A 16,381-nucleotide genomic window follows, 5' to 3' on the forward strand; every position below is an offset into this window, starting at 1 on the left:
CAAGAATCTGGAGTAACGCATGAGCGAATCCATGGTGTCCGGCAAGACTTTGCAACGTGGCGACAAATTGTTTCATGTTGCCAATGAAAAAAACTGTGGCCGTGGCTGGGTTGAGTACCTGAATGACCAGGCGCCTGGATTTGTTCAAGTTCGCCATGCAAACGGCGCGGTGCCTACTGTTCGCATCCTCGATCTGCAATGGCAGGAGATGACGGACGAGCAGCAACTCCTGGAGTTTTACGCAGAGTTGGCGAACGGTAACAAGCTGGCGCAGCGAGCGTTGTGCCACATAAGAGCGCTTACGGCGGAAATCCACAAGCTGAAAGGTGTGGCACATCCATGACAGACAAACTCGAAGTCACACGGGTAATTGCGGAGTACGCGCTGAACAAAATGGAATGGGATGCCAGTCCAAAGTGGCGCGATATGGCCAAAGACCTGCGCAAGCTTCTTGCTGAACCTCCTGCCGTCAAGGCGGAGCCGCCTGAAATGGCAGCGTTGCGTGCAGAGCTGGAGCGTATCCGTGGCCTGAACCATTTTCAGATTCTCGCTGAGGCCGCTGGGCGTCACTTGGTGGACTCCGGCGCCGAAAACTACGTTGGCCATGTTTTCACCATTTCGCTCGATGATGGAACCGCGCAATTCGAGGTGGTCGTGACCACCCAGAAAGTCGGAGCGAAAAGCCCGCATGATCGGCTAGTAGCCTGTGAGCAGCGGAATGCGGAGCTGATCGAGGTACTCAAAGGCTTGCCTGAAGGATTCAAAGATCTGTCTGGCGGTGAACACTCTGCCGGCGTTACGGCGTGCATTGAGTACACCGAGCAATGTATTTTTAAAGCGCTCAAAACCTCTGAGCCTGAAGAAAATAACGAGTGCAGCAACTGTAACGGGTCGCAAGTGGCGACTACCTTTGACGGCGACGGTGTACCTCGCGATGGGGAATGCCTGGAGTGTAAAAATGACCATTAAGATCGAAATCACGCCTGAGCTTTTGAGCAGGGCTGCTCGTTTGCTTGAAATCCATGACGCTGGCGGTGGATCGAGTGAAGGTTTTACCGCTGAGGAGCTTCGGGCTCTCCTCGTCGCCCCGGTGGCCGAGCCCCAAGGTGAGTCGGTATGGGTCTTCACTGACGAAGACGGCCAGCTGGCGATCACTGACCGTTGGGACGTGGCCAAGCACCTTCCGTTTGAAACGACCCGGTATACGCGTGATCAGCCTGATCTGACTGCATTGCAGGAAGAAAACCGGATCCTGCGCGAAGGCATGAAGGGGGACTACGACCTCGATGCTTGGCTGGAATGGGCGGCGACGAGTGAAGCGTTGCGCAAAGACCTAGCCGAGTCCAAACAGGATTACCGCGAGCTGTCGTTGGAGAATGACCGCCTGCTGGATCGCGCCTCCGCGTTTGAACAGCGCCATACGGAATTGGTTGGGTTGCTGAACACCTGCTCTCGGGACTTCTCCGGTATTGCGCAGGCCCTGGGCAAGTTTCACGATCAAAACCGTGAGCAGTGGTGCGGTTACCTTGATGACAGCTTGGGGATCTGCCGTTTCCGCAAAGGTGAACTCGATGCTGCCATCGAGGCCGCCGAGGTGGAAGAGGGCGAAACCGGCAAAAAGTACGTTTTCGAGACTGAAGCATACGGCGTGGCGCTGAGCCAGGAACAGTGGTCGGCAGTTCACGGGGTTTTCGCCCGCCACAACGAGTCTGATTGCAAAGACGATGAGTTCAAGATCAGCGAAAGCGACATCAATGGGCTGGTCAGCGAAATTCTAGTCGAGCTTGATCTTGCCCGTGGCGAATAACGAGGGCGCTACCATCGAAATCCCCTTGGATCTGGCGAAGCGATTGGCAAGCGGCGCCGGTGTGGACAGCGTCCTGGCCTTGATGGAGCTGCGTGAGAGGCTTGCCGCCCCGGTCGCCGAGCGAGTCCCGGAGGCCTACCTGATCGTAGGGTTTCAGCACTCGTCTGATGCGTGCATGGGGTATGTGAACCGCAAGATCGTCGATGCCCACGCGGAAACAACGAGACCCCGCCACAAGGCCTACGAGATCATCACGATGGAGGATCGTCTGAAATGCAACCAGTTCGAAGCTGATCACGTTTGGCATGAAGCGACACTCTCCCCGTTGTTTAGATAGTTGCTCGCACCGGCGCCAACGTAGAGGGGGTGAGGGCCTTGAAGAGAGAAGTCGTGCCTCCGGCGCTCGCCGGCTGGATTTTTCAAGATCGTCTGTGAGAGCCTACGCGCCGTTTTGTCGACGAATCAGGACGCTGACCAACATGACACACTCTAAATCGCTGGGAGCGGCTTGCGGTCTGCTTCTTGGAACCTTTATGTGCTCGCTGGCCCACGCTGAGTACGACTTTGGGATCGTGACCACGCAGGCCGAGGCGGCTGGCGAGAAATGCGCGACTCGCCCGTACCTGTACGAAATCTCATCAAGAAAACTGACCGGAAACGGTGTTCAGGTGCAGAAGCAAAACTTCCTGGTGTGCACTGATCGTGAGTTGACGCTGGCGGACGCCGAATGGATGTCCAGCTTCAGGGGGCCGAACTCCCTGGGCTTGGAATACCACCTGTTGAGAAAGCCCGGTGATCAATGACTTTAAAAGTGGCAATACATAGCTAAAAAGTGATATTTACTGCCGAGTGAATATCAAAAATTGACGGAATTAAAATCGAATGAAAAAGGCAGCAATGGCGTTGGCGCTCCTGGCGCAACTTTCGACGCAGTCCCAGGCACTCGAATTACCGGCGACGGTGGTGTCTGGTCGACAGATGATCAAGTTGGACTTCAAGCTGACCTCAGCCGGTGAAACCATGGCCACCATGTCGGCCAGCGTGCCGGACGGCGGGGCGCTGTCCACTGAGTTGCTCGATTCATCGACGCCGTACCTGGCGAGCGCCGAGTACGGGCAGGGCAAGCCCAAAGAGGTGTACAAGCACCTGGATTTTGGGGACAACCTGATCCTATCACCGGCGTTCGACGAGCAGGGCAAGATCAAGGTGATGGTGAATTTCAACCGGTCGGCCCCATTGGGTAACGATGAGGTTGCGAGCGGGGGTGTGGCTGTCTCGCTGGTGGGTTCACAAAACAAGTACTTCATGCAAAAGCTGGTGCTCGACAGCGGAAAAAGCACTTCGGTCGCCGTGGCCAAGGGGAATGACGGCACCGACGCGGTCGTTCTTGAACTTACGGCCACCGCTTCGGAGCATGGCTGATGGGCATCGCCGAAGACTTTCCTCAGATTGTCTGTGTGATGCCTGAGGAAGAAAACAGGCGCTTCCCGGCCCAGGGTCGCAGTGGCGAAGCGTTGTTGCGTAAGCGCCAGCAGCAGGCCCATCGCCGGCGCCTGGCGTACCACTCCGATATTTCTGATCTAGGCCGATCCTGGTCAGCCAGTTGAATTAGAAGGATCTCCCCATGTTCGACAAGCCTGCGTGCAATCAGCCGGACATTGTCCTCGATGAGGATGGTGCCGCCGTTGTGAAGCGTCTGGTCAAGGAAGCCCAAGAGGCCTTGGCGACTCTTATCTTTTTCATGGACAGCCCTGAGCCGCTTGAGCACGAATCTGCCCGTAGCGTGTTGAGTGTGGCCGAGTACCGGATGGCCGACATCGGCAAGAAGCTTGGAGTCGAGACGATGAGCGGGGATGAGGTCGAGCGGCGGCATCTGGCTTTGCGTACCGCCAACGGGCGTGTGCGTGAGCTCGAAGCCCAACTTGGTAATGCTCAGTCGCCGCAGCTGATCCAGTTGGGTGTTCGCACCCTGGAAGAACGGATCAACGCCTGGTGGCGGCATGAAGGTTTCGGGCTTGTTTCCGAGATCACGTTCGGGCCGTACATCTGTAAGGTGAAGCTGTCTTGTGGTCTGTATGGCGATTACAGTTCGACCTTATCCGACACTCCGATATCGGACAAAGAACGCAAGCGGCTATGGCTTCAGAGCCTGCGCGAGCAGGGCTATGTGCTGTCCGATGAGAAACACGAAGTAGGGGTGCTGGACTGCGACGCCAGCCGAGAGACGCTGTGTGCGTTCATTAGCTCGCGGCTGCCGACAGCTCGGGTCGTTTCTTTCGAGAACCACGTTCGGAGGCAGGGCGGTTATGTGCTCCGTGGCGCCGAAGTGGTCATTCGCGATTGGGAAGAAATCATGTCCCTGCCGGTGGGTCAGCCGGAACAACCAGAATCAGAGGTTTCAATGAGCATTACAGAGTGTGGCGCCAAGGCGCTGGATAACAAGCAAGTCATCGACTTGTTCGAAGGGGTAATTGGAACTGATCCAGAGGCCTACCTAGAGAACTCAATCGTGTACCAGGTGACGCAGGACGAGCTGCTGAAGTTCGCTGCGGTGTTGGCAGAAAAGCAGGTCGAAGTCGTTTCTCAGCAGCGGCCAAAGGACAACGGCCTGGTGTCCGAAGAAGAGTTCTTGTTTGGCTGGCTGACGGAAATGTCTGAGTTGTTTACCGACGTAGAGGTCGAGGTCGAGGCTCTGGACAGAACCGACCTGGTGGCATTGCGAGCCGCTACAAGGAATGTTGTGAAAATGCTCGACGAGCACGAAAGGCTTCAATAAACACGGTACTCAACCGTGGGTGGTGCAGTAGCGGTTGGCTCCAGAAGGTTGGTTTTTACTCGATACTTCATACTCGACGCAGGACAAGCCCATAAATTGATGCCAAATGGCCTTTTCATACCTGAACAATTGATATAAATTGCACGCAGTCCACGGCTAAGCCGTGCTTTACCCACCTTCCTGCAATCAGGAGTACGGATCATGGAAACAACTCAACCGAGCATTGTGCTCGTTATGGAAAAACCTTCTCAAGCTCGCGCAGTGGCCCCCTTTGTGGCCGGGCGTTGGCCGGGCCGTCAAGTACTCGCTGTGTTCACGCTGTACCTGGGCCTCTACGAGTTTCGTTACCCTCGCGGTTTGGCCTATGGAGACTTTCCATACGTGGGTGAACCCGCCTGGAAAGTTCGTGACTTTGGCGATTCTGGTGACCCAGGCCCGCGACCATTGAGCTTTGCGTTTGATCTGACCGATGGGCAAATTAATCACACCAAACTCAGTCCCTTTGAGGTTGTTGCCAATGCTGGCGAGCTCTGGTTCGCCTGCGATCCGGATCATTCGGGTGCTAATGCCTTCGACGTGCTACTTGCCAAGTGTCTTGGGGCTGAGGCAACTGCCAAGGAGTACCCATCGCTGATCCTGCACGCTCTTGATGGCGGGAGTGTTGTCCGGGCGATGGAGACACCGTCGACGACTGCCGATCTGGCCTACCGTGAGTGGTCGAACCGTGGTTGGGCAAAGCGGTTTTTTGACTACAACTACAACGTCAACTCGCTGGGCTTGTTCGGCGACTGCCTGCGTAAAGTCGGGGTCGATACCTCAGATTTTGGTATGAGCAAGTACGGCTTGCAGCTCCTGTACTGGATGCGGGGCCAGGAACCACTCTCCGAGGGTCGCATCATGAAGTCGATGGATGATTGGACTGGTACGGGCCGCTACGAACCCTTTGGAATCGGCTCGCCAGCGTCCAGAGCCTCCATCATCACCCAATTGCGAAGGGCAGGATTAACGGCTTATCAAGACAAGCTGACCGTCATTACCGAGCGTGGGAATGACTTCCTGAACTTGCTGCACCCGGACTGTGAAGATCCTGACCTGTCGGCCCGGCTGGACGCCTGGCAATCTGATTGGCCGAACTCCAAGGCGCCAATGACCCGCTACCTGCGGACGTTCTTCGGCAAGCAGGCCCGGTTCAAGTCGGCTGCGCGATAACCAAACCACCTGGATTGAGGGAAAAACGATGAATGCGCGTGAATTGAAACAACTGCTGACAGCCGGCCCTTTGGTCATTGAGTTTGGCCCGAAGGTTGAGACCCTTGAGACCTACCCGGATGCCAAAATGCGGGCACACCTGGTGGCGGTGCATCTGAAGCACGATGATGTTGCCGTCTTGAGCGTCGATTACACCGCCTTTGACGAGCACAACAAAGCGCTCGAACAGTCGAACTACTACGACAAGCACGGCCAGCCGACGCTCACCGCCCGTGAGGCTGGGCAGTACAAGCCGCAAGAAGACTTGTACGTTACGGCTGACGATGATCTCGAGGCGGGGATTCTGAGCCTGGTTCCTTCCAGCTCGCTGGCGCTGTACAAGGAATTCCAAGGCTGTGGCCAGGCCTCCTATGTGGGTTGGCTGGAACAGCAGTTGCTGGCGGCCCGCGCACCGGCCTGATCGCCGAAATACCCAGCTTTACCGCCTCGAGGTTAAGTGATGAACCTGACGTTTGACGTTACCGCCGATAAGTGCGACGCCTGTGGCAATTTGACCTTGGGTCTCAGTGGCCACGGCAAATGGTGCACTTATTGCGGCGCCAAACTGACTGGTGATATCGCGATAGGGCGTGTTACCAGCACTACCTATTTGCCTTCGCGGTGTGAGGAGCGTAACGCCACCGGGCTGCTGACCAACTACGCCGTGGGCTGGAATGACTGCCTCGAAGCACACGCCAACAAACCTACAAATTGAACAAGGAAGGCCACATGCACCGCGATTGGGTTGGTATCAAAGTCCGCCACAGGCATGGTTATGAAGGTGTCGTCACCGAGTGCACCGTGAGGGCAGGTGTGACCGCGTTGAAGCTCCGTACTACGCGGGGTCATGAGGAAGTGGTAATGTTCAGCACGGTTCGCCAGGATATTGGTACCGACGGCTGGGAGTGGTTTAACCCGGACTTGCCGGCCCGCCCGTGGCAGTTGCTTGGAAGCCAGAATGACCTTGGCAGCGAGCACATTAAGCTCAGCCCAAGGGAAGAGACGCTGCTGGTGCAGATCGCCACGGCGCCCCGTAGAGAGTTGTCGAAAAACATCCATGATCCGTGCCCGCGTACCATCAACTCCTTGGTGCGCAAAGGCCTTGTTTCCCCGATGATGGGCGGCCTGATGTGGTGCATCACACCGTCCGGCGATGTCCGCGTTCGCTCGATTTACTGACCAACTATTTTGCGTAGGAGCCCGACGTGGCCGACGACACCGTGAACGTGCAACAAGAAGAATGCGCCGTGGTACATCTGGAGCGTCTGGCTCAGGCCGCTACCCAGGGTGAGTGGGTGCGGGACAAGCGTCGGTATGGCGGTGTTATTTACGGTGGCCCCATCCAGCACTGGGTGAATGGCAGCGGGCAAAGCCAGATAGCCATGACCACCGGCGCCGAGTGGATGCGGGCCGGCGAACATGAGGCCAATGCTGATTTTATCGCTGCCGCGAACCCTGCCGCGATCCTTGGCCTGATCGCCCGCGCCAGGCAATCCGAGCAGGACTTCAAGGATGTGGTCGGCACCATTGAGCTGCGAGACATCGAGATCCGCAGGCTCCAGGCCGAGAACGACCGGCTTTCTGAAATCGAGATGGAATATAACGGTTGCATGAACATTAAGGCTGAATTGGCTGAGATGTTCGATTGCGTCGATGAGCCGCGTTGGAAGTGGATCATGCTCGGTATCGGAAGTCTGAAGCGAGAGCACGACAAGCTGCAGGGCGAGGTCAAGGAACTACGCGCTGAGAACGTAAAACTTCGCGGCCCTGAGGAAACTGTAGTCGTCTGCGAGAAAGGAAAGCCATTCACCTTCATGTCCAAAGACCCGTGCCGGTATAGCCTGTGCGAGGTGACCTATGCGGTACCGGTTCGGGTTTTGATTGAAGAGCGCGACCAACTCAAGGTTGAAGTCGAGGCGCTGCGCGCAGTGGCGACTCTCTCGAAACTGCTCCCTGAGCTGGACGATGCCCTCGAGGATCTCGAGATCCACGGTCAACACAGTGACCAGGGGTATCGGAAGTTGAAGGACTGGTACCGCAAGGTGGGTCTGGCGTGCAAAGTGGCCCAGGCACCGATGTTCAGTGCGGAGCATGGCGAGCTTGTCTCTCAGAACGAGTGGCTGCGCCGGCAGATCGAGAGCATTGCCGGCCAGCACGCACCGCTTATGCCAATTCCGGACAAAGAAGGGTGGTCTTGCAGGCTGCCGGGTTACGACTTGGTCTCATTACTAAGGGATGCTGAGCGGTTCCGATGGCTCAACGACCAACGTGCCTCTGTGTGGCACATTCTGGCGGACATGCCGTTGAATCACACCGGGCCATACATCGACGACGCCAGGCGCCAGCTTGTGCTTGAAGTTCAACCCCGCCATGAACAAGAGGCACACTGATGTCCACCCCTAACACACTGCAAAAGCTCGTCGAAGCTCTGAATCTTGCCGTTGAACAGGCTGAACACAAACCGGGCGAGTGGGCCGGTACAGGGCAGAGCATGGGCGGCATCTGCTCCCCAATTGAGCCATTCCAGATCGGCCAGCCGTTTGTCCAGGAAGCCCCGTGGGCGCACTTCAGCTACAAGCGTGACTCCTGGCTGGCGGTGGCTGCCGTCAACGCACTCCCGCAGCTGCTGGCGCTGGTCGCGGAGAACGAGAAGCTGCGATCTGTGTCCACCATCCAGGAAGCGGTGGCCTGCGTGTTCGACATGCTCAAGTTTGCTGCCTGCAACACCAGTGGCGAGGAGTGGTCGGAGGAGCTAGAAGATCTTGCTGAAGAGGTGATCGAGTACTCACCGCAGTACAAGCGGCAATGGCTGGACATCTGCACCTTGACTACCGAACGCAACAGGCTCAAGGCCGAGGTCGATGCGCTGCGCAAGCTCCCGCTGGTGGTGGCGAACGAATACAGCCAGCTGTTGCTCACACCCGACCTGTCCAAAGCCAAGGCTGAGAAATTTCAGCAGCGCATGAATGCGGCAATGGAAGTGGATCGCCGGATGGCTGATGTTCCGGTGGCCGTGACCACAAAGTGATTGCAGGCCTGATTGATCTGCAGCCCATAATTTTTAAACATGAGCGACAACGCATGAAAAAAGCACTGAAACTGCTGGCTCTCGCATTCCCCCTGTTCACCGCCACTTCAGTAGTCGCTTACCCGGTTGATGGCGGGCCCGAGAAAGGGTTTTTCCTGGTAGAAATGCATTCCAGCGCACCTCTGCTGGTCAAGACAACTGGGTGGCACGGGGAGCTTCTTACGCCTCAAGAGTTCGTGGACAAACAATGTCCTGGCGCCAAGGTTAGCGACATCGCCATAGCCGGTGTGCCGACCTACCTGCATGAGAGCACCATGATTCAGATCGTTTTCCCGATGCCGATCAATGGATGTGTTCCCAAGTAGGGGGCACCTCACCAATCCAAGCCGGCCCGAGTCGGTTTTGTACGAAAATTCGAAAAAGTGAGCTATAAAATGGAAAAAAGTAACCAGGAACACGTAATGGCTGCCAGGGCTCAGCTAGAAAGTGAGCTTGCGACGATTTGTGGTGAGATCCGAGGCGAAAATTGCATTGAAGACTTGCACGTATATGGGCTTTACCACGTCATCACGTACACGCAGCTCGCCAGGATTGAGAAGTTGGTAGATTCGCACCAGAACAAAAGCAATGAATTGTCAGAGCAAATGTTCTCCACTGATCCTGGTATCATTCTCGCCGCCATCCGTACCGCGATTCCCGCCTATGAAGAGGGTGGAAAGGTACAACTTGGTTATGCAGTCCGCGACTCTATCCTCAAAGCGCTCAGTGACCTGTCGTACAAAGAGGTGCCCAAGAGAGAAGTCGAACCTTCGCTGCCTGCAGCGGCTGATCCTGCGGTGAAAGCTGAATTCGAGCAGTGGTACCGCGAAGAAATCAGCACAGATCCGTCTGATCTGGAGAAATGGAACAACGCTCTGTATTTGAGCGCATCAACGGATCAATATTTTACGGGCTTCATCGGCGGCCTTGGTCGTCGTACAGCCTTCGCTGAGGCCGCCCTCGCTGAGCAAGCTCAAAACGTCCAACCGCGCCTTGATGCGCTCATCAGCCAGGTGACTGCACAGCTGGAACGATCAAAGACCAACCTAGCCTCAAGGGGGTGAAACGGATGATGATTTTCAATGCCGCTGGGGCTGTAATCAATCAGCCAGGTGTCGAGCTGTATTTGACGGCAAACTCAGCCATCAAGGTGACAGAGGTACTGAACGACTATCCTGGTCTGAAGGATGAGTTGTTTAAGCGTCTTGACCCAACGCGGCCTGGTGGATCGTTGGTGCTGATCTCGGGCGGGGCCGGTAACGGTAAAACCACGACTGCAATGGCGATCATAGAGGATGTGGCGAGCCGGGTCGCCAGCAGTGATAATCCGCTGCGGTTGGCCCACATCGGCCTTGTGGAGCATCTGTATTCGCGGTCGATTTCCATCCTGACTGGCGATGGGGAAAGCTGCCTGGTGGGTGAAGCCGTTACCGCACCGGTGATTTTTTACGACCAATTTTATGGAAGGTCGGGGAAAATGGCCTTCGAGGCTCTATCCATGGCCATGGCTGGCAGAAAGGTCATCGGCGTTATTCATGGCAACTCTCCGCAGGATGGCTTTGATCGATTGCGTCAGCTCTTGGTTGGTTTCGGCGCGGGAGAATCATTCCTGAATGACCTGATTAATTCTGGCCGAGTATTTTCGGTCTACCAGACCCTGAAAATCGCTGATGCGCCACAAGTCCTTGTGGGCAACGAATCCAACACAACCACACGATGAGAAGGGAAGACGTAATGAAAGGCTTTAAATTGACGCTGGGCGCTTTGGCGGCCCTGGCCCTGGCTCTGTCCTCCGGTTGTCAGACTCAGACGCCTCAGGTTTCCAAGGCATCTGACAAGGCTGAACAGCCGGCTGATCGCCTGGATGCGCGTTATTACCGGGTTCAGTTGGCTGACCTGGATGCAAAGGACGTCAATTGGGCGCTCTTCAGAAAAGAACTTGGCGAGCAAGCGATCAAACCAGCCAAGGTTTCCGCTGGATTCGACGACCCTTATTCGTACAGCGTGATGTCGCCGGGTGGAAAACTCCGTGTTACCGGACTGTCGGAGTCGAAAACCATGTTCCAGCAATCTGGTGTTCTAGAATCCGAGGTGACCCCTGAAGCTTTCCTGGCTGCGCTGTCGAAGCAGGGGAAGGTTGAGAAAATCGAGGGCGGTCAATCCAACAACGTCTTGAAACCGACGGATGTGGATGGCCGGATTCACCAGCGAGCGCAGCAGCTGCGTGGCTTCCTGCCGCAAGTTCAATGCTCGCCAGAAGACTCTATTGTCGACCTTTCAGACGTTACCAGCTTTGGCGCAGGGTACTGGCTGACGGCGTTTAACGTGGACTTCACCCCCATGCAAAAGGCCAATGATCGAATCCGTTTTGACGTTCGCTGGACTGTTGTCTCTGAAGGGAAAGTCCCAGATTGTGATTACCTGACGGCGGAAAAAATGACCACTGAGCCAGGGAAGTCGAGCCGAACCTACGGTCATACTGCGGATTTCAAGCTGGGGCAGAGCTACTTCATGTCCGGCATGCGGGAACTTGGTATCGACCGCTCGCTGGAGTATGTAGATCCAAGGACGCAATCTGCTGGAGCTGAGAAGAAGCTCAACGAAGTGTTGGTTCTGGTGCTGACACCATCGATGCAATAACTGTCGATCCGTCGCAATTAAAAAACCCCAGGGAGATCCTCTGGGGTTTTTCTTTTTCGGTGACTGGTGAGGTGTTGTTGACAATGAGGCAACGTTGCCACATTATGATTTCAATGATTCAGGACTCCAGGATTAGACGATGACCCAACCCACTACCATGACCAGTCGCGAGTTCAACTCCGACACTGCTGGCGCTAAGCGAGCCGCGCTACAAGGCCCGGTCTTCATTACTGACCGTGGGCTGCCGGCGCACGTACTGCTGTGCATGGCCGACTACCAGCGCCTGGTAGGGGAGCAGACTATCGTCGAAATGCTCAGCATGCCTGAGGCTGCCGATATCGAGCTCGATCTTGATCGCGCTTTCAATCCTCTTGGGAGTAACTGAGCATGTACCTACTGGACACTCAAGTGGTTGAAGAAATGCGCCGCTTTGGGGGCAAATCCGCAGATCCAGTGCTGGAGGCTTGGGCTCGCGGCGTACCTGCAAGTCAGCTATTCATTTCGACGGTGACCATGATCGAGTTTGACTGCGCGGTGAACCAGCTGAAGTTGGAAGCCCTGCGGCTGGCGGACACGTACCCGCTGCTGTCTGAGACTAAGAGCGAGGAGGCTGAAATCTTGCGGACGTGGCTCTTGGAAAAACTGTCTCCGAGCTTCCAGAAACGCATTCTCTCGATTGATGAACAGGTGTCTCACCGGATGGCCGGGCTGAAGCGCTCTGTGGATGACATAGGCGCGTACACCGTGATCGCAGCAACCGCGCTGGTGCATCGGATCCCCGTGGTTACCCGACATCCTGAGCGTTATGCCTTTGCCGGCGTTAGCATCGTCAATCCATGGGCGTCGGTGGATAAGGGTCGAAGTGCTGATGAATCCGAATTCATGCAGCAGGAATCCACGATCTGAACGCCTTTCGGGAATAGCGCCGCCGTTTTGGCTAACCAGCATAGGTGGCGTAAGGTGTATGGAGAGATTCATTTCGAGATTGGACAAAGGACTGAAGCCAGATGGCTGACAATGAAGCACACCCGCTGACCCTGGCCGATGAAGTGGAGGCTTGCAGCAAGTTCGCCAAACACCTTCTCGCGACGCTGCCGATGATCTACCTGCATGTGCAATGGCACCTGAAGGCTGACACGCTGGCAGAGTTGGCGGCAGATCTGCGTTTTCGTTTCGAACACGGAGAAGGGCTTCGCTCCGAAGAGGAAGAGCGGGCGCATAGCAATGGCTGCACGTTGCTTGAAGAGACGATCCTGATCGCCGACCACGTGAAAAAGCTCTATGAAGAGGCCATTGAGTTGCCACCTGCGGTGAATCAGTACCTGCGAGACGTCCGCATGCTCATGCAGAGCGCTTCCATCGAGCTACATGCGATGATCTTCACCGGCAAGCCGACCAGTCGTTATGTTCGTCCGTATGCGGCCTGCGATAGCCCGTGGGCGTATCCACCAGAAGCTTATGACGCCGTTCCGCTGACGCCGGCGCCTTCCGTCCACGCAGGATGTGAGAAGTACCTGAATGCGTTTCCTGACTACCCAGAAGGGCAGGAGTACCTCCGTGGGTTCGATTGCGGAGAGAAGTCAGTCATCCAGCGCCAGCGGCTAGAATTGTTGTTCCGCAAGGAAGAGGTTCTGGCACGCCTTGAGCGTGAGTTAAGTAGTTTCTCTAAAGCTACCAAAGAGTCAGACTTGTACGGCTTCCTTGGGCAGCTGAGCGGCCTTGTAGAGGGTGGTCTCCTGGACAGGGGCAAGGCCGATGAGCTGAACCACCTGGCCAAAATGCAAGTTCTGGAATGGGGTAAAAAATGAGTATTCCTGTCGCAAACCGCTGGATCACGCCAAAAGGTGGCGACCTTAAGGTTGGTATCTGCTATCGCTGCGGCAAGCCGGTGAAGCTTGAAAAAGCGACGGTAATGGAGGAGGACTTGAGCGTCGCCCAATTCCACGACCTCGGTGTTCCGGAGGAAAACATCAATGCGCTCGTGGTGGTTGGTCTGGACTGCGCCAGGACACTTCGCCGCCTGGCGGTCGAGGAAGGCACCCCAAACACGCCTGAGCGCCGTCTGGAGGTGCTGGAGAGGGCGTTGGTGTTCAACGAGAAGCAACGGCAGGAAATGCTATCCTTGCAGCCTGGTGACGGCTTTTACACCGTAAGGGATGGGGTAGTCGCGTATTGTGACTTCATCGAACAGGTTGGCAAAGAGCAGCTGCGGCAAGCCGCGGTGAAGCGAAGCAAGTCGTGATTTCCCGGCAGGGACTGCCGTATTCATAAACGAGACGCCCAGGAGGGCAGTTGGATGGCAACAATACTCCGAAGGGATCACCCGAAAGGGAAGCCACTGCTGAAGAAGGTCGAAGGCCGCTGGGAAATGTTTGCGCAATACTTCACGCATCCCGAGTTGCAGGCGCAGGCCTACAACTGGTGCGCTGAAATGCACCACCCGGCCAGAGCGCTCTTCCGCCAGCCGCTGGCGAGCAACCCGGCATGAAGAAGTCCAAACTTGAGCTTGCGATTGAGGCGCACGTCCTGACGGGTGTGCGTGCCTCTTTTTGGTTCCGCACGGCGCCAGAAGACGTTCAAGGGACGTTGAAAATCCTGAGCACCGGTGTCGACACGCACGTTCGATCCTCTATCTACGGCGGCGATTCCGATGATTTGCCGGTGCTGGTCGCCGAAGTGGAGTGCGGGGAGGAAACGCGCAAGTTCGCTTTCTCTCTCGGCAATGCCAGGGATATGGGCTAAGGTTTGACCGCAAAGCTGCACGCTTTCCATTCACCGTGAACAAGGACGCCATAATCATGAGCTTGACCGTCAGCAACGAAGCTTTGACACACGAACTTGAACGGATCCGCGCCAAGACTGAACATCTGCGCAATGAGTCGCCAAGTGAGCGTCGCAATACGATTCGCACGCTCGTGGCCGTGATCTACTCGCTGAAACGCCTTGGCCTGATAAGCCAGGAATCCGCATCGGAACTGCACAATGCCGCACAGGCGGTTGATAGTGAGCTAACGTGCTCAGTTGCGAAGCCCGACTAGGGGCGCGACACCATTGACCAATAAAGGGGCGGAGCATGATTCCTGAGAACCTGAAGCATATTGATATAGCCGAGATCCTCAGTCGGCATACCATCAACTTTACGCCCCGTCAGGCCTTGATCGACCAGGTGGTAGCGCGTGCTGTTGAGCTCGGTCTTGCGCCAGAGGATCTGGCCGAAAAGCTGGTCGAGTACGGGGTTAGAACCTTCGACCGCATAATTGACACGCGTAACCCATCCGATGTCATTGCAGAGTGGGCAGGGAAGGCTGATGCGTATGCTGGCGCTCTGGTGCCGTGGTCGTATGTCTGCCAGCGTCGCCACATCAGCAAAGTCCGCCTCACGGCGGGAGAGTTTGAGGTCTCTACATCCGCGTTCACGAGCCTTCTGCTGGCTGAAGGTCTTGAGCAGCTGAATCGGGACAAAGAGCTTGGTGTGAACCCACAGACTGTCATTAACCACGTATTGTTCATCGGTGGTATGAAGCTGGGCTGGGGTATTCATCCTGATACGTTGTGCGTTTCAAAGGCGCGGGCATGGGCCAGGGGTGACTGCAAGGAAGAGGGGACGCTGGTGTTCATGCGTGCTTTCCGCGCTAGATATGCCTGGACGACCACAAATGATGGGATGCGCGGCGGGCCCGAATATCTGGCCATGCTGGACAAAGGCATCGCTGATTGGGAAGAGACGGGCCAGGCGCCCAAGGATCTGTTCCTACCTGGCTGGTTGTAGGTTATCGCTGGCTAGGGTGCTGCAGCCGGTTTGTCCTCAGAATCACGACTTCTGACATAAAAGCCGACTGCGGCAGCCAGGATTGCGCCAAAGAGGGGAGGAAACAGTGCCAATGTTGCGTAAAAAGGATCTGGAAGGTCTACAAAGATTTCAACAATGATGAGCGACGGTATCACTCCGAACCCCCATGTTATCCCAAAGGATGTGAACCAATACCAAATCTTCTTATGCCACTTTTCAGGAATGCTACCATCGATAACATCCTGTGCAATGGTGTGCAGAAACAGGATATAGAAGGGTGTAAAAATTAAAAAAGGGAGGGTGTTGTCGCCCATTTATTGGCCTATTCTTTTTTTAAAATTGTCTCTTTGAACCGATGTTACTACAACGGAGAAATCATATGAATCCAGACAGCGGCACCACCACGGAAGCTGATGTACCTGCCCAAGCCAGCAAGACCACCGACACAGACCCGGTCTACATCGTCAACGGTCGTGAACAGTCCGAGCGTCCTGTTTGTGTTATCCGAGACTGTGAGCGGTTTGCTGATTCCCCCTGGACAACCTGTCAGGAGCATTGGCGTTGAGTGACCGAGTGGATATCGACGTGCCCCACTTGCTCGCGAGCAATGCCGAGCTGGCCGAAGAGTGGCGCACCATCGTTGCTAAGATGCCACGCCTCGTGGAATGTGATGCTTGCCCTACAAGCGGTGGTTGCGTTGAAACATGCATGAAGGCCCCGGTCGAAAAGCCGCTGAGTCAGCGGTCGCATGGCAGGGGCGAGCAAATGGGTCTGAGGTATTGCTGATAACTGTTTTAAGCAGGTGCAGGGTCTTGGCCTGTCCCTGGCTGGAACTCAGAGAATCGTTCCATTAAGTATTTCGTTTTTTCTGTGGTGGTACTCATCGAAGTTCATGCTCCGACGATTCAGCGCTTCAAGCGCCAGCTCCTTGGTCTCTTCAGGCGTGTAGGGTCTTGCTTCCGGGGCGTGTGGGCTGGCGCAGCCGGCAAGAATCGACAAAAAAAGTGGTAGGAAAGGGAAAAATTTCATCCTGGTGTCCGGAACGGGGTTCAT

General features: G+C 55.8%; 29 protein-coding genes. 27 read left to right on the forward strand and 2 right to left on the reverse strand.

Annotated features, from left to right (window positions below; translation table 11 throughout):
- Nucleotides 1-19 precede the first annotated feature (19 nt).
- From NQL71_RS35275 to NQL71_RS35400, 26 genes are all read left to right on the forward strand, one after another.
- Nucleotides 20-343, forward strand: a complete 324-nt coding sequence (locus NQL71_RS35275) for a hypothetical protein (RefSeq protein WP_274644244.1) — start codon at nt 20-22, stop codon at nt 341-343.
- Nucleotides 340-969, forward strand: coding sequence for a hypothetical protein (locus NQL71_RS35280; RefSeq protein WP_274644245.1), 630 nt, complete (start codon nt 340-342; stop codon nt 967-969). Before NQL71_RS35275 ends, NQL71_RS35280 begins: the two co-directional genes overlap by 4 nt.
- Nucleotides 959-1,807: a hypothetical protein gene (locus NQL71_RS35285; protein WP_274644246.1), complete on the forward strand. Its 849-nt coding sequence runs from the start codon at nt 959-961 to the stop codon at nt 1,805-1,807. Before NQL71_RS35280 ends, NQL71_RS35285 begins: the two co-directional genes overlap by 11 nt.
- The gene (locus NQL71_RS35290) at nt 1,797-2,144 is read left to right on the forward strand and encodes a hypothetical protein (RefSeq protein WP_274644247.1); all 348 of its coding nucleotides are present in this window, start codon (nt 1,797-1,799) and stop codon (nt 2,142-2,144) included. The genes NQL71_RS35285 and NQL71_RS35290 overlap by 11 nt, the downstream gene beginning before the upstream one ends.
- Before the next feature lie 142 nt (nt 2,145-2,286).
- Entirely contained in the window at nt 2,287-2,610 is a 324-nt protein-coding gene (locus NQL71_RS35295; RefSeq protein ID WP_274644248.1) for a hypothetical protein, read from the forward strand.
- Between the two features lie 79 nt (nt 2,611-2,689).
- Nucleotides 2,690-3,229: a hypothetical protein gene (locus tag NQL71_RS35300; protein WP_274644249.1), complete on the forward strand. Its 540-nt coding sequence runs from the start codon at nt 2,690-2,692 to the stop codon at nt 3,227-3,229.
- Nucleotides 3,229-3,414, forward strand: a complete 186-nt coding sequence (locus NQL71_RS35305; RefSeq protein ID WP_274644250.1) for a hypothetical protein — start codon at nt 3,229-3,231, stop codon at nt 3,412-3,414. The genes NQL71_RS35300 and NQL71_RS35305 overlap by 1 nt, the downstream gene beginning before the upstream one ends.
- 17 nt (nt 3,415-3,431) lie before the next feature.
- Nucleotides 3,432-4,583, forward strand: a complete 1,152-nt coding sequence (locus NQL71_RS35310; RefSeq protein WP_274644251.1) for a hypothetical protein — start codon at nt 3,432-3,434, stop codon at nt 4,581-4,583.
- Between the two features lie 201 nt (nt 4,584-4,784).
- The gene (locus NQL71_RS35315) at nt 4,785-5,792 is read left to right on the forward strand and encodes a hypothetical protein (RefSeq protein WP_274644252.1); all 1,008 of its coding nucleotides are present in this window, start codon (nt 4,785-4,787) and stop codon (nt 5,790-5,792) included.
- A 28-nt stretch (nt 5,793-5,820) separates the two neighbouring features.
- Complete coding sequence (locus NQL71_RS35320) at nt 5,821-6,252, forward strand: hypothetical protein (protein WP_274644253.1); 432 nt, start codon at nt 5,821-5,823, stop codon at nt 6,250-6,252.
- Between the two features lie 39 nt (nt 6,253-6,291).
- Nucleotides 6,292-6,546 carry a hypothetical protein gene (locus NQL71_RS35325; protein WP_274644254.1) on the forward strand — a complete coding sequence of 85 codons (255 nt, stop codon included), beginning with the start codon at nt 6,292-6,294 and terminating at the stop codon, nt 6,544-6,546.
- A gap of 14 nt (nt 6,547-6,560) precedes the next feature.
- Nucleotides 6,561-7,010, forward strand: a complete 450-nt coding sequence (locus tag NQL71_RS35330) for a hypothetical protein (protein WP_274644255.1) — start codon at nt 6,561-6,563, stop codon at nt 7,008-7,010.
- A 26-nt stretch (nt 7,011-7,036) separates the two neighbouring features.
- Nucleotides 7,037-8,221, forward strand: coding sequence for a hypothetical protein (locus tag NQL71_RS35335; RefSeq protein WP_274644256.1), 1,185 nt, complete (start codon nt 7,037-7,039; stop codon nt 8,219-8,221).
- Nucleotides 8,221-8,859, forward strand: coding sequence for a hypothetical protein (locus NQL71_RS35340; protein ID WP_274644257.1), 639 nt, complete (start codon nt 8,221-8,223; stop codon nt 8,857-8,859). Before NQL71_RS35335 ends, NQL71_RS35340 begins: the two co-directional genes overlap by 1 nt.
- A gap of 53 nt (nt 8,860-8,912) precedes the next feature.
- On the forward strand, nt 8,913-9,224 hold the full coding sequence (locus tag NQL71_RS35345; RefSeq protein WP_274644258.1) for a hypothetical protein: 312 nt from the start codon (nt 8,913-8,915) through the stop codon (nt 9,222-9,224).
- Nucleotides 9,225-9,293: 69 nt separating this feature from the next.
- Nucleotides 9,294-9,962 carry a hypothetical protein gene (locus tag NQL71_RS35350; protein WP_274644259.1) on the forward strand — a complete coding sequence of 223 codons (669 nt, stop codon included), beginning with the start codon at nt 9,294-9,296 and terminating at the stop codon, nt 9,960-9,962.
- A gap of 5 nt (nt 9,963-9,967) precedes the next feature.
- Complete coding sequence (locus NQL71_RS35355) at nt 9,968-10,618, forward strand: P-loop NTPase family protein (RefSeq protein WP_274644260.1); 651 nt, start codon at nt 9,968-9,970, stop codon at nt 10,616-10,618.
- 14 nt (nt 10,619-10,632) lie between these two features.
- Nucleotides 10,633-11,538 carry a hypothetical protein gene (locus NQL71_RS35360; RefSeq protein ID WP_274644261.1) on the forward strand — a complete coding sequence of 302 codons (906 nt, stop codon included), beginning with the start codon at nt 10,633-10,635 and terminating at the stop codon, nt 11,536-11,538.
- A 139-nt stretch (nt 11,539-11,677) separates the two neighbouring features.
- Complete coding sequence (locus tag NQL71_RS35365; protein ID WP_274644262.1) at nt 11,678-11,923, forward strand: type II toxin-antitoxin system Phd/YefM family antitoxin; 246 nt, start codon at nt 11,678-11,680, stop codon at nt 11,921-11,923.
- Nucleotides 11,924-11,925: 2 nt separating this feature from the next.
- Nucleotides 11,926-12,444, forward strand: coding sequence for a PIN domain-containing protein (locus NQL71_RS35370; RefSeq protein ID WP_274644263.1), 519 nt, complete (start codon nt 11,926-11,928; stop codon nt 12,442-12,444).
- Nucleotides 12,445-12,545: 101 nt separating this feature from the next.
- Nucleotides 12,546-13,346, forward strand: coding sequence for a hypothetical protein (locus NQL71_RS35375; protein WP_274644264.1), 801 nt, complete (start codon nt 12,546-12,548; stop codon nt 13,344-13,346).
- Nucleotides 13,343-13,780 carry a hypothetical protein gene (locus tag NQL71_RS35380; RefSeq protein ID WP_274644265.1) on the forward strand — a complete coding sequence of 146 codons (438 nt, stop codon included), beginning with the start codon at nt 13,343-13,345 and terminating at the stop codon, nt 13,778-13,780. The genes NQL71_RS35375 and NQL71_RS35380 overlap by 4 nt, the downstream gene beginning before the upstream one ends.
- A 54-nt stretch (nt 13,781-13,834) precedes the next feature.
- The gene (locus NQL71_RS35385; protein ID WP_274644266.1) at nt 13,835-14,026 is read left to right on the forward strand and encodes a hypothetical protein; all 192 of its coding nucleotides are present in this window, start codon (nt 13,835-13,837) and stop codon (nt 14,024-14,026) included.
- Entirely contained in the window at nt 14,023-14,280 is a 258-nt protein-coding gene (locus NQL71_RS35390; RefSeq protein WP_274644267.1) for a hypothetical protein, read from the forward strand. The genes NQL71_RS35385 and NQL71_RS35390 overlap by 4 nt, the downstream gene beginning before the upstream one ends.
- Before the next feature lie 56 nt (nt 14,281-14,336).
- Nucleotides 14,337-14,576, forward strand: a complete 240-nt coding sequence (locus NQL71_RS35395; protein ID WP_274644268.1) for a hypothetical protein — start codon at nt 14,337-14,339, stop codon at nt 14,574-14,576.
- Nucleotides 14,577-14,611: 35 nt separating this feature from the next.
- On the forward strand, nt 14,612-15,307 hold the full coding sequence (locus NQL71_RS35400) for a hypothetical protein (RefSeq protein ID WP_274644269.1): 696 nt from the start codon (nt 14,612-14,614) through the stop codon (nt 15,305-15,307).
- Between the two features lie 11 nt (nt 15,308-15,318).
- On the opposite strand, the gene NQL71_RS35405 is transcribed toward NQL71_RS35400, so the two are convergent.
- Entirely contained in the window at nt 15,319-15,642 is a 324-nt protein-coding gene (locus NQL71_RS35405; RefSeq protein ID WP_274644270.1) for a hypothetical protein, read from the reverse strand.
- Between the two features lie 65 nt (nt 15,643-15,707).
- Here NQL71_RS35405 and NQL71_RS35410 point away from each other — a divergent pair, with 65 nt between their 5' ends.
- The gene (locus NQL71_RS35410; protein WP_274644271.1) at nt 15,708-15,893 is read left to right on the forward strand and encodes a hypothetical protein; all 186 of its coding nucleotides are present in this window, start codon (nt 15,708-15,710) and stop codon (nt 15,891-15,893) included.
- A 269-nt stretch (nt 15,894-16,162) separates the two neighbouring features.
- On the opposite strand, the gene NQL71_RS35415 is transcribed toward NQL71_RS35410, so the two are convergent.
- Nucleotides 16,163-16,357 (reverse strand): hypothetical protein, encoded by a 195-nt coding sequence (locus tag NQL71_RS35415; RefSeq protein WP_274645084.1) that lies wholly within the window; start codon nt 16,355-16,357, stop codon nt 16,163-16,165.
- Nucleotides 16,358-16,381: the final 24 nt, after the last annotated feature.

Source organism: Pseudomonas serbica (assembly GCF_028823535.1).
Classification (GTDB): domain Bacteria; phylum Pseudomonadota; class Gammaproteobacteria; order Pseudomonadales; family Pseudomonadaceae; genus Aquipseudomonas; species Aquipseudomonas serbica.

Bases quoted from the DNA above. Each gene is read 5' to 3' on its own strand.
- NQL71_RS35275 (WP_274644244.1), top strand. From the start codon at position 20: ATGAGCGAATCCATGGTGTCCGGCAAGACTTTGCAACGTGGCGACAAA.
- NQL71_RS35280 (WP_274644245.1), top strand. From the start codon at position 340: ATGACAGACAAACTCGAAGTCACACGGGTAATTGCGGAGTACGCGCTG.
- NQL71_RS35285 (WP_274644246.1), top strand. From the start codon at position 959: ATGACCATTAAGATCGAAATCACGCCTGAGCTTTTGAGCAGGGCTGCT.
- NQL71_RS35295 (WP_274644248.1), top strand. From the start codon at position 2,287: ATGACACACTCTAAATCGCTGGGAGCGGCTTGCGGTCTGCTTCTTGGA.
- NQL71_RS35300 (WP_274644249.1), top strand. From the start codon at position 2,690: ATGAAAAAGGCAGCAATGGCGTTGGCGCTCCTGGCGCAACTTTCGACG.
- NQL71_RS35305 (WP_274644250.1), top strand. From the start codon at position 3,229: ATGGGCATCGCCGAAGACTTTCCTCAGATTGTCTGTGTGATGCCTGAG.
- NQL71_RS35310 (WP_274644251.1), top strand. From the start codon at position 3,432: ATGTTCGACAAGCCTGCGTGCAATCAGCCGGACATTGTCCTCGATGAG.
- NQL71_RS35315 (WP_274644252.1), top strand. From the start codon at position 4,785: ATGGAAACAACTCAACCGAGCATTGTGCTCGTTATGGAAAAACCTTCT.
- NQL71_RS35320 (WP_274644253.1), top strand. From the start codon at position 5,821: ATGAATGCGCGTGAATTGAAACAACTGCTGACAGCCGGCCCTTTGGTC.
- NQL71_RS35325 (WP_274644254.1), top strand. From the start codon at position 6,292: ATGAACCTGACGTTTGACGTTACCGCCGATAAGTGCGACGCCTGTGGC.
- NQL71_RS35330 (WP_274644255.1), top strand. From the start codon at position 6,561: ATGCACCGCGATTGGGTTGGTATCAAAGTCCGCCACAGGCATGGTTAT.
- NQL71_RS35340 (WP_274644257.1), top strand. From the start codon at position 8,221: ATGTCCACCCCTAACACACTGCAAAAGCTCGTCGAAGCTCTGAATCTT.
- NQL71_RS35345 (WP_274644258.1), top strand. From the start codon at position 8,913: ATGAAAAAAGCACTGAAACTGCTGGCTCTCGCATTCCCCCTGTTCACC.
- NQL71_RS35350 (WP_274644259.1), top strand. From the start codon at position 9,294: ATGGAAAAAAGTAACCAGGAACACGTAATGGCTGCCAGGGCTCAGCTA.
- NQL71_RS35355 (WP_274644260.1), top strand. From the start codon at position 9,968: ATGATGATTTTCAATGCCGCTGGGGCTGTAATCAATCAGCCAGGTGTC.
- NQL71_RS35360 (WP_274644261.1), top strand. From the start codon at position 10,633: ATGAAAGGCTTTAAATTGACGCTGGGCGCTTTGGCGGCCCTGGCCCTG.
- NQL71_RS35365 (WP_274644262.1), top strand. From the start codon at position 11,678: ATGACCCAACCCACTACCATGACCAGTCGCGAGTTCAACTCCGACACT.
- NQL71_RS35370 (WP_274644263.1), top strand. From the start codon at position 11,926: ATGTACCTACTGGACACTCAAGTGGTTGAAGAAATGCGCCGCTTTGGG.
- NQL71_RS35375 (WP_274644264.1), top strand. From the start codon at position 12,546: ATGGCTGACAATGAAGCACACCCGCTGACCCTGGCCGATGAAGTGGAG.
- NQL71_RS35380 (WP_274644265.1), top strand. From the start codon at position 13,343: ATGAGTATTCCTGTCGCAAACCGCTGGATCACGCCAAAAGGTGGCGAC.
- NQL71_RS35385 (WP_274644266.1), top strand. From the start codon at position 13,835: ATGGCAACAATACTCCGAAGGGATCACCCGAAAGGGAAGCCACTGCTG.
- NQL71_RS35390 (WP_274644267.1), top strand. From the start codon at position 14,023: ATGAAGAAGTCCAAACTTGAGCTTGCGATTGAGGCGCACGTCCTGACG.
- NQL71_RS35395 (WP_274644268.1), top strand. From the start codon at position 14,337: ATGAGCTTGACCGTCAGCAACGAAGCTTTGACACACGAACTTGAACGG.
- NQL71_RS35400 (WP_274644269.1), top strand. From the start codon at position 14,612: ATGATTCCTGAGAACCTGAAGCATATTGATATAGCCGAGATCCTCAGT.
- NQL71_RS35405 (WP_274644270.1), bottom strand. From the start codon at position 15,642: ATGGGCGACAACACCCTCCCTTTTTTAATTTTTACACCCTTCTATATC.
- NQL71_RS35410 (WP_274644271.1), top strand. From the start codon at position 15,708: ATGAATCCAGACAGCGGCACCACCACGGAAGCTGATGTACCTGCCCAA.
- NQL71_RS35415 (WP_274645084.1), bottom strand. From the start codon at position 16,357: ATGAAATTTTTCCCTTTCCTACCACTTTTTTTGTCGATTCTTGCCGGC.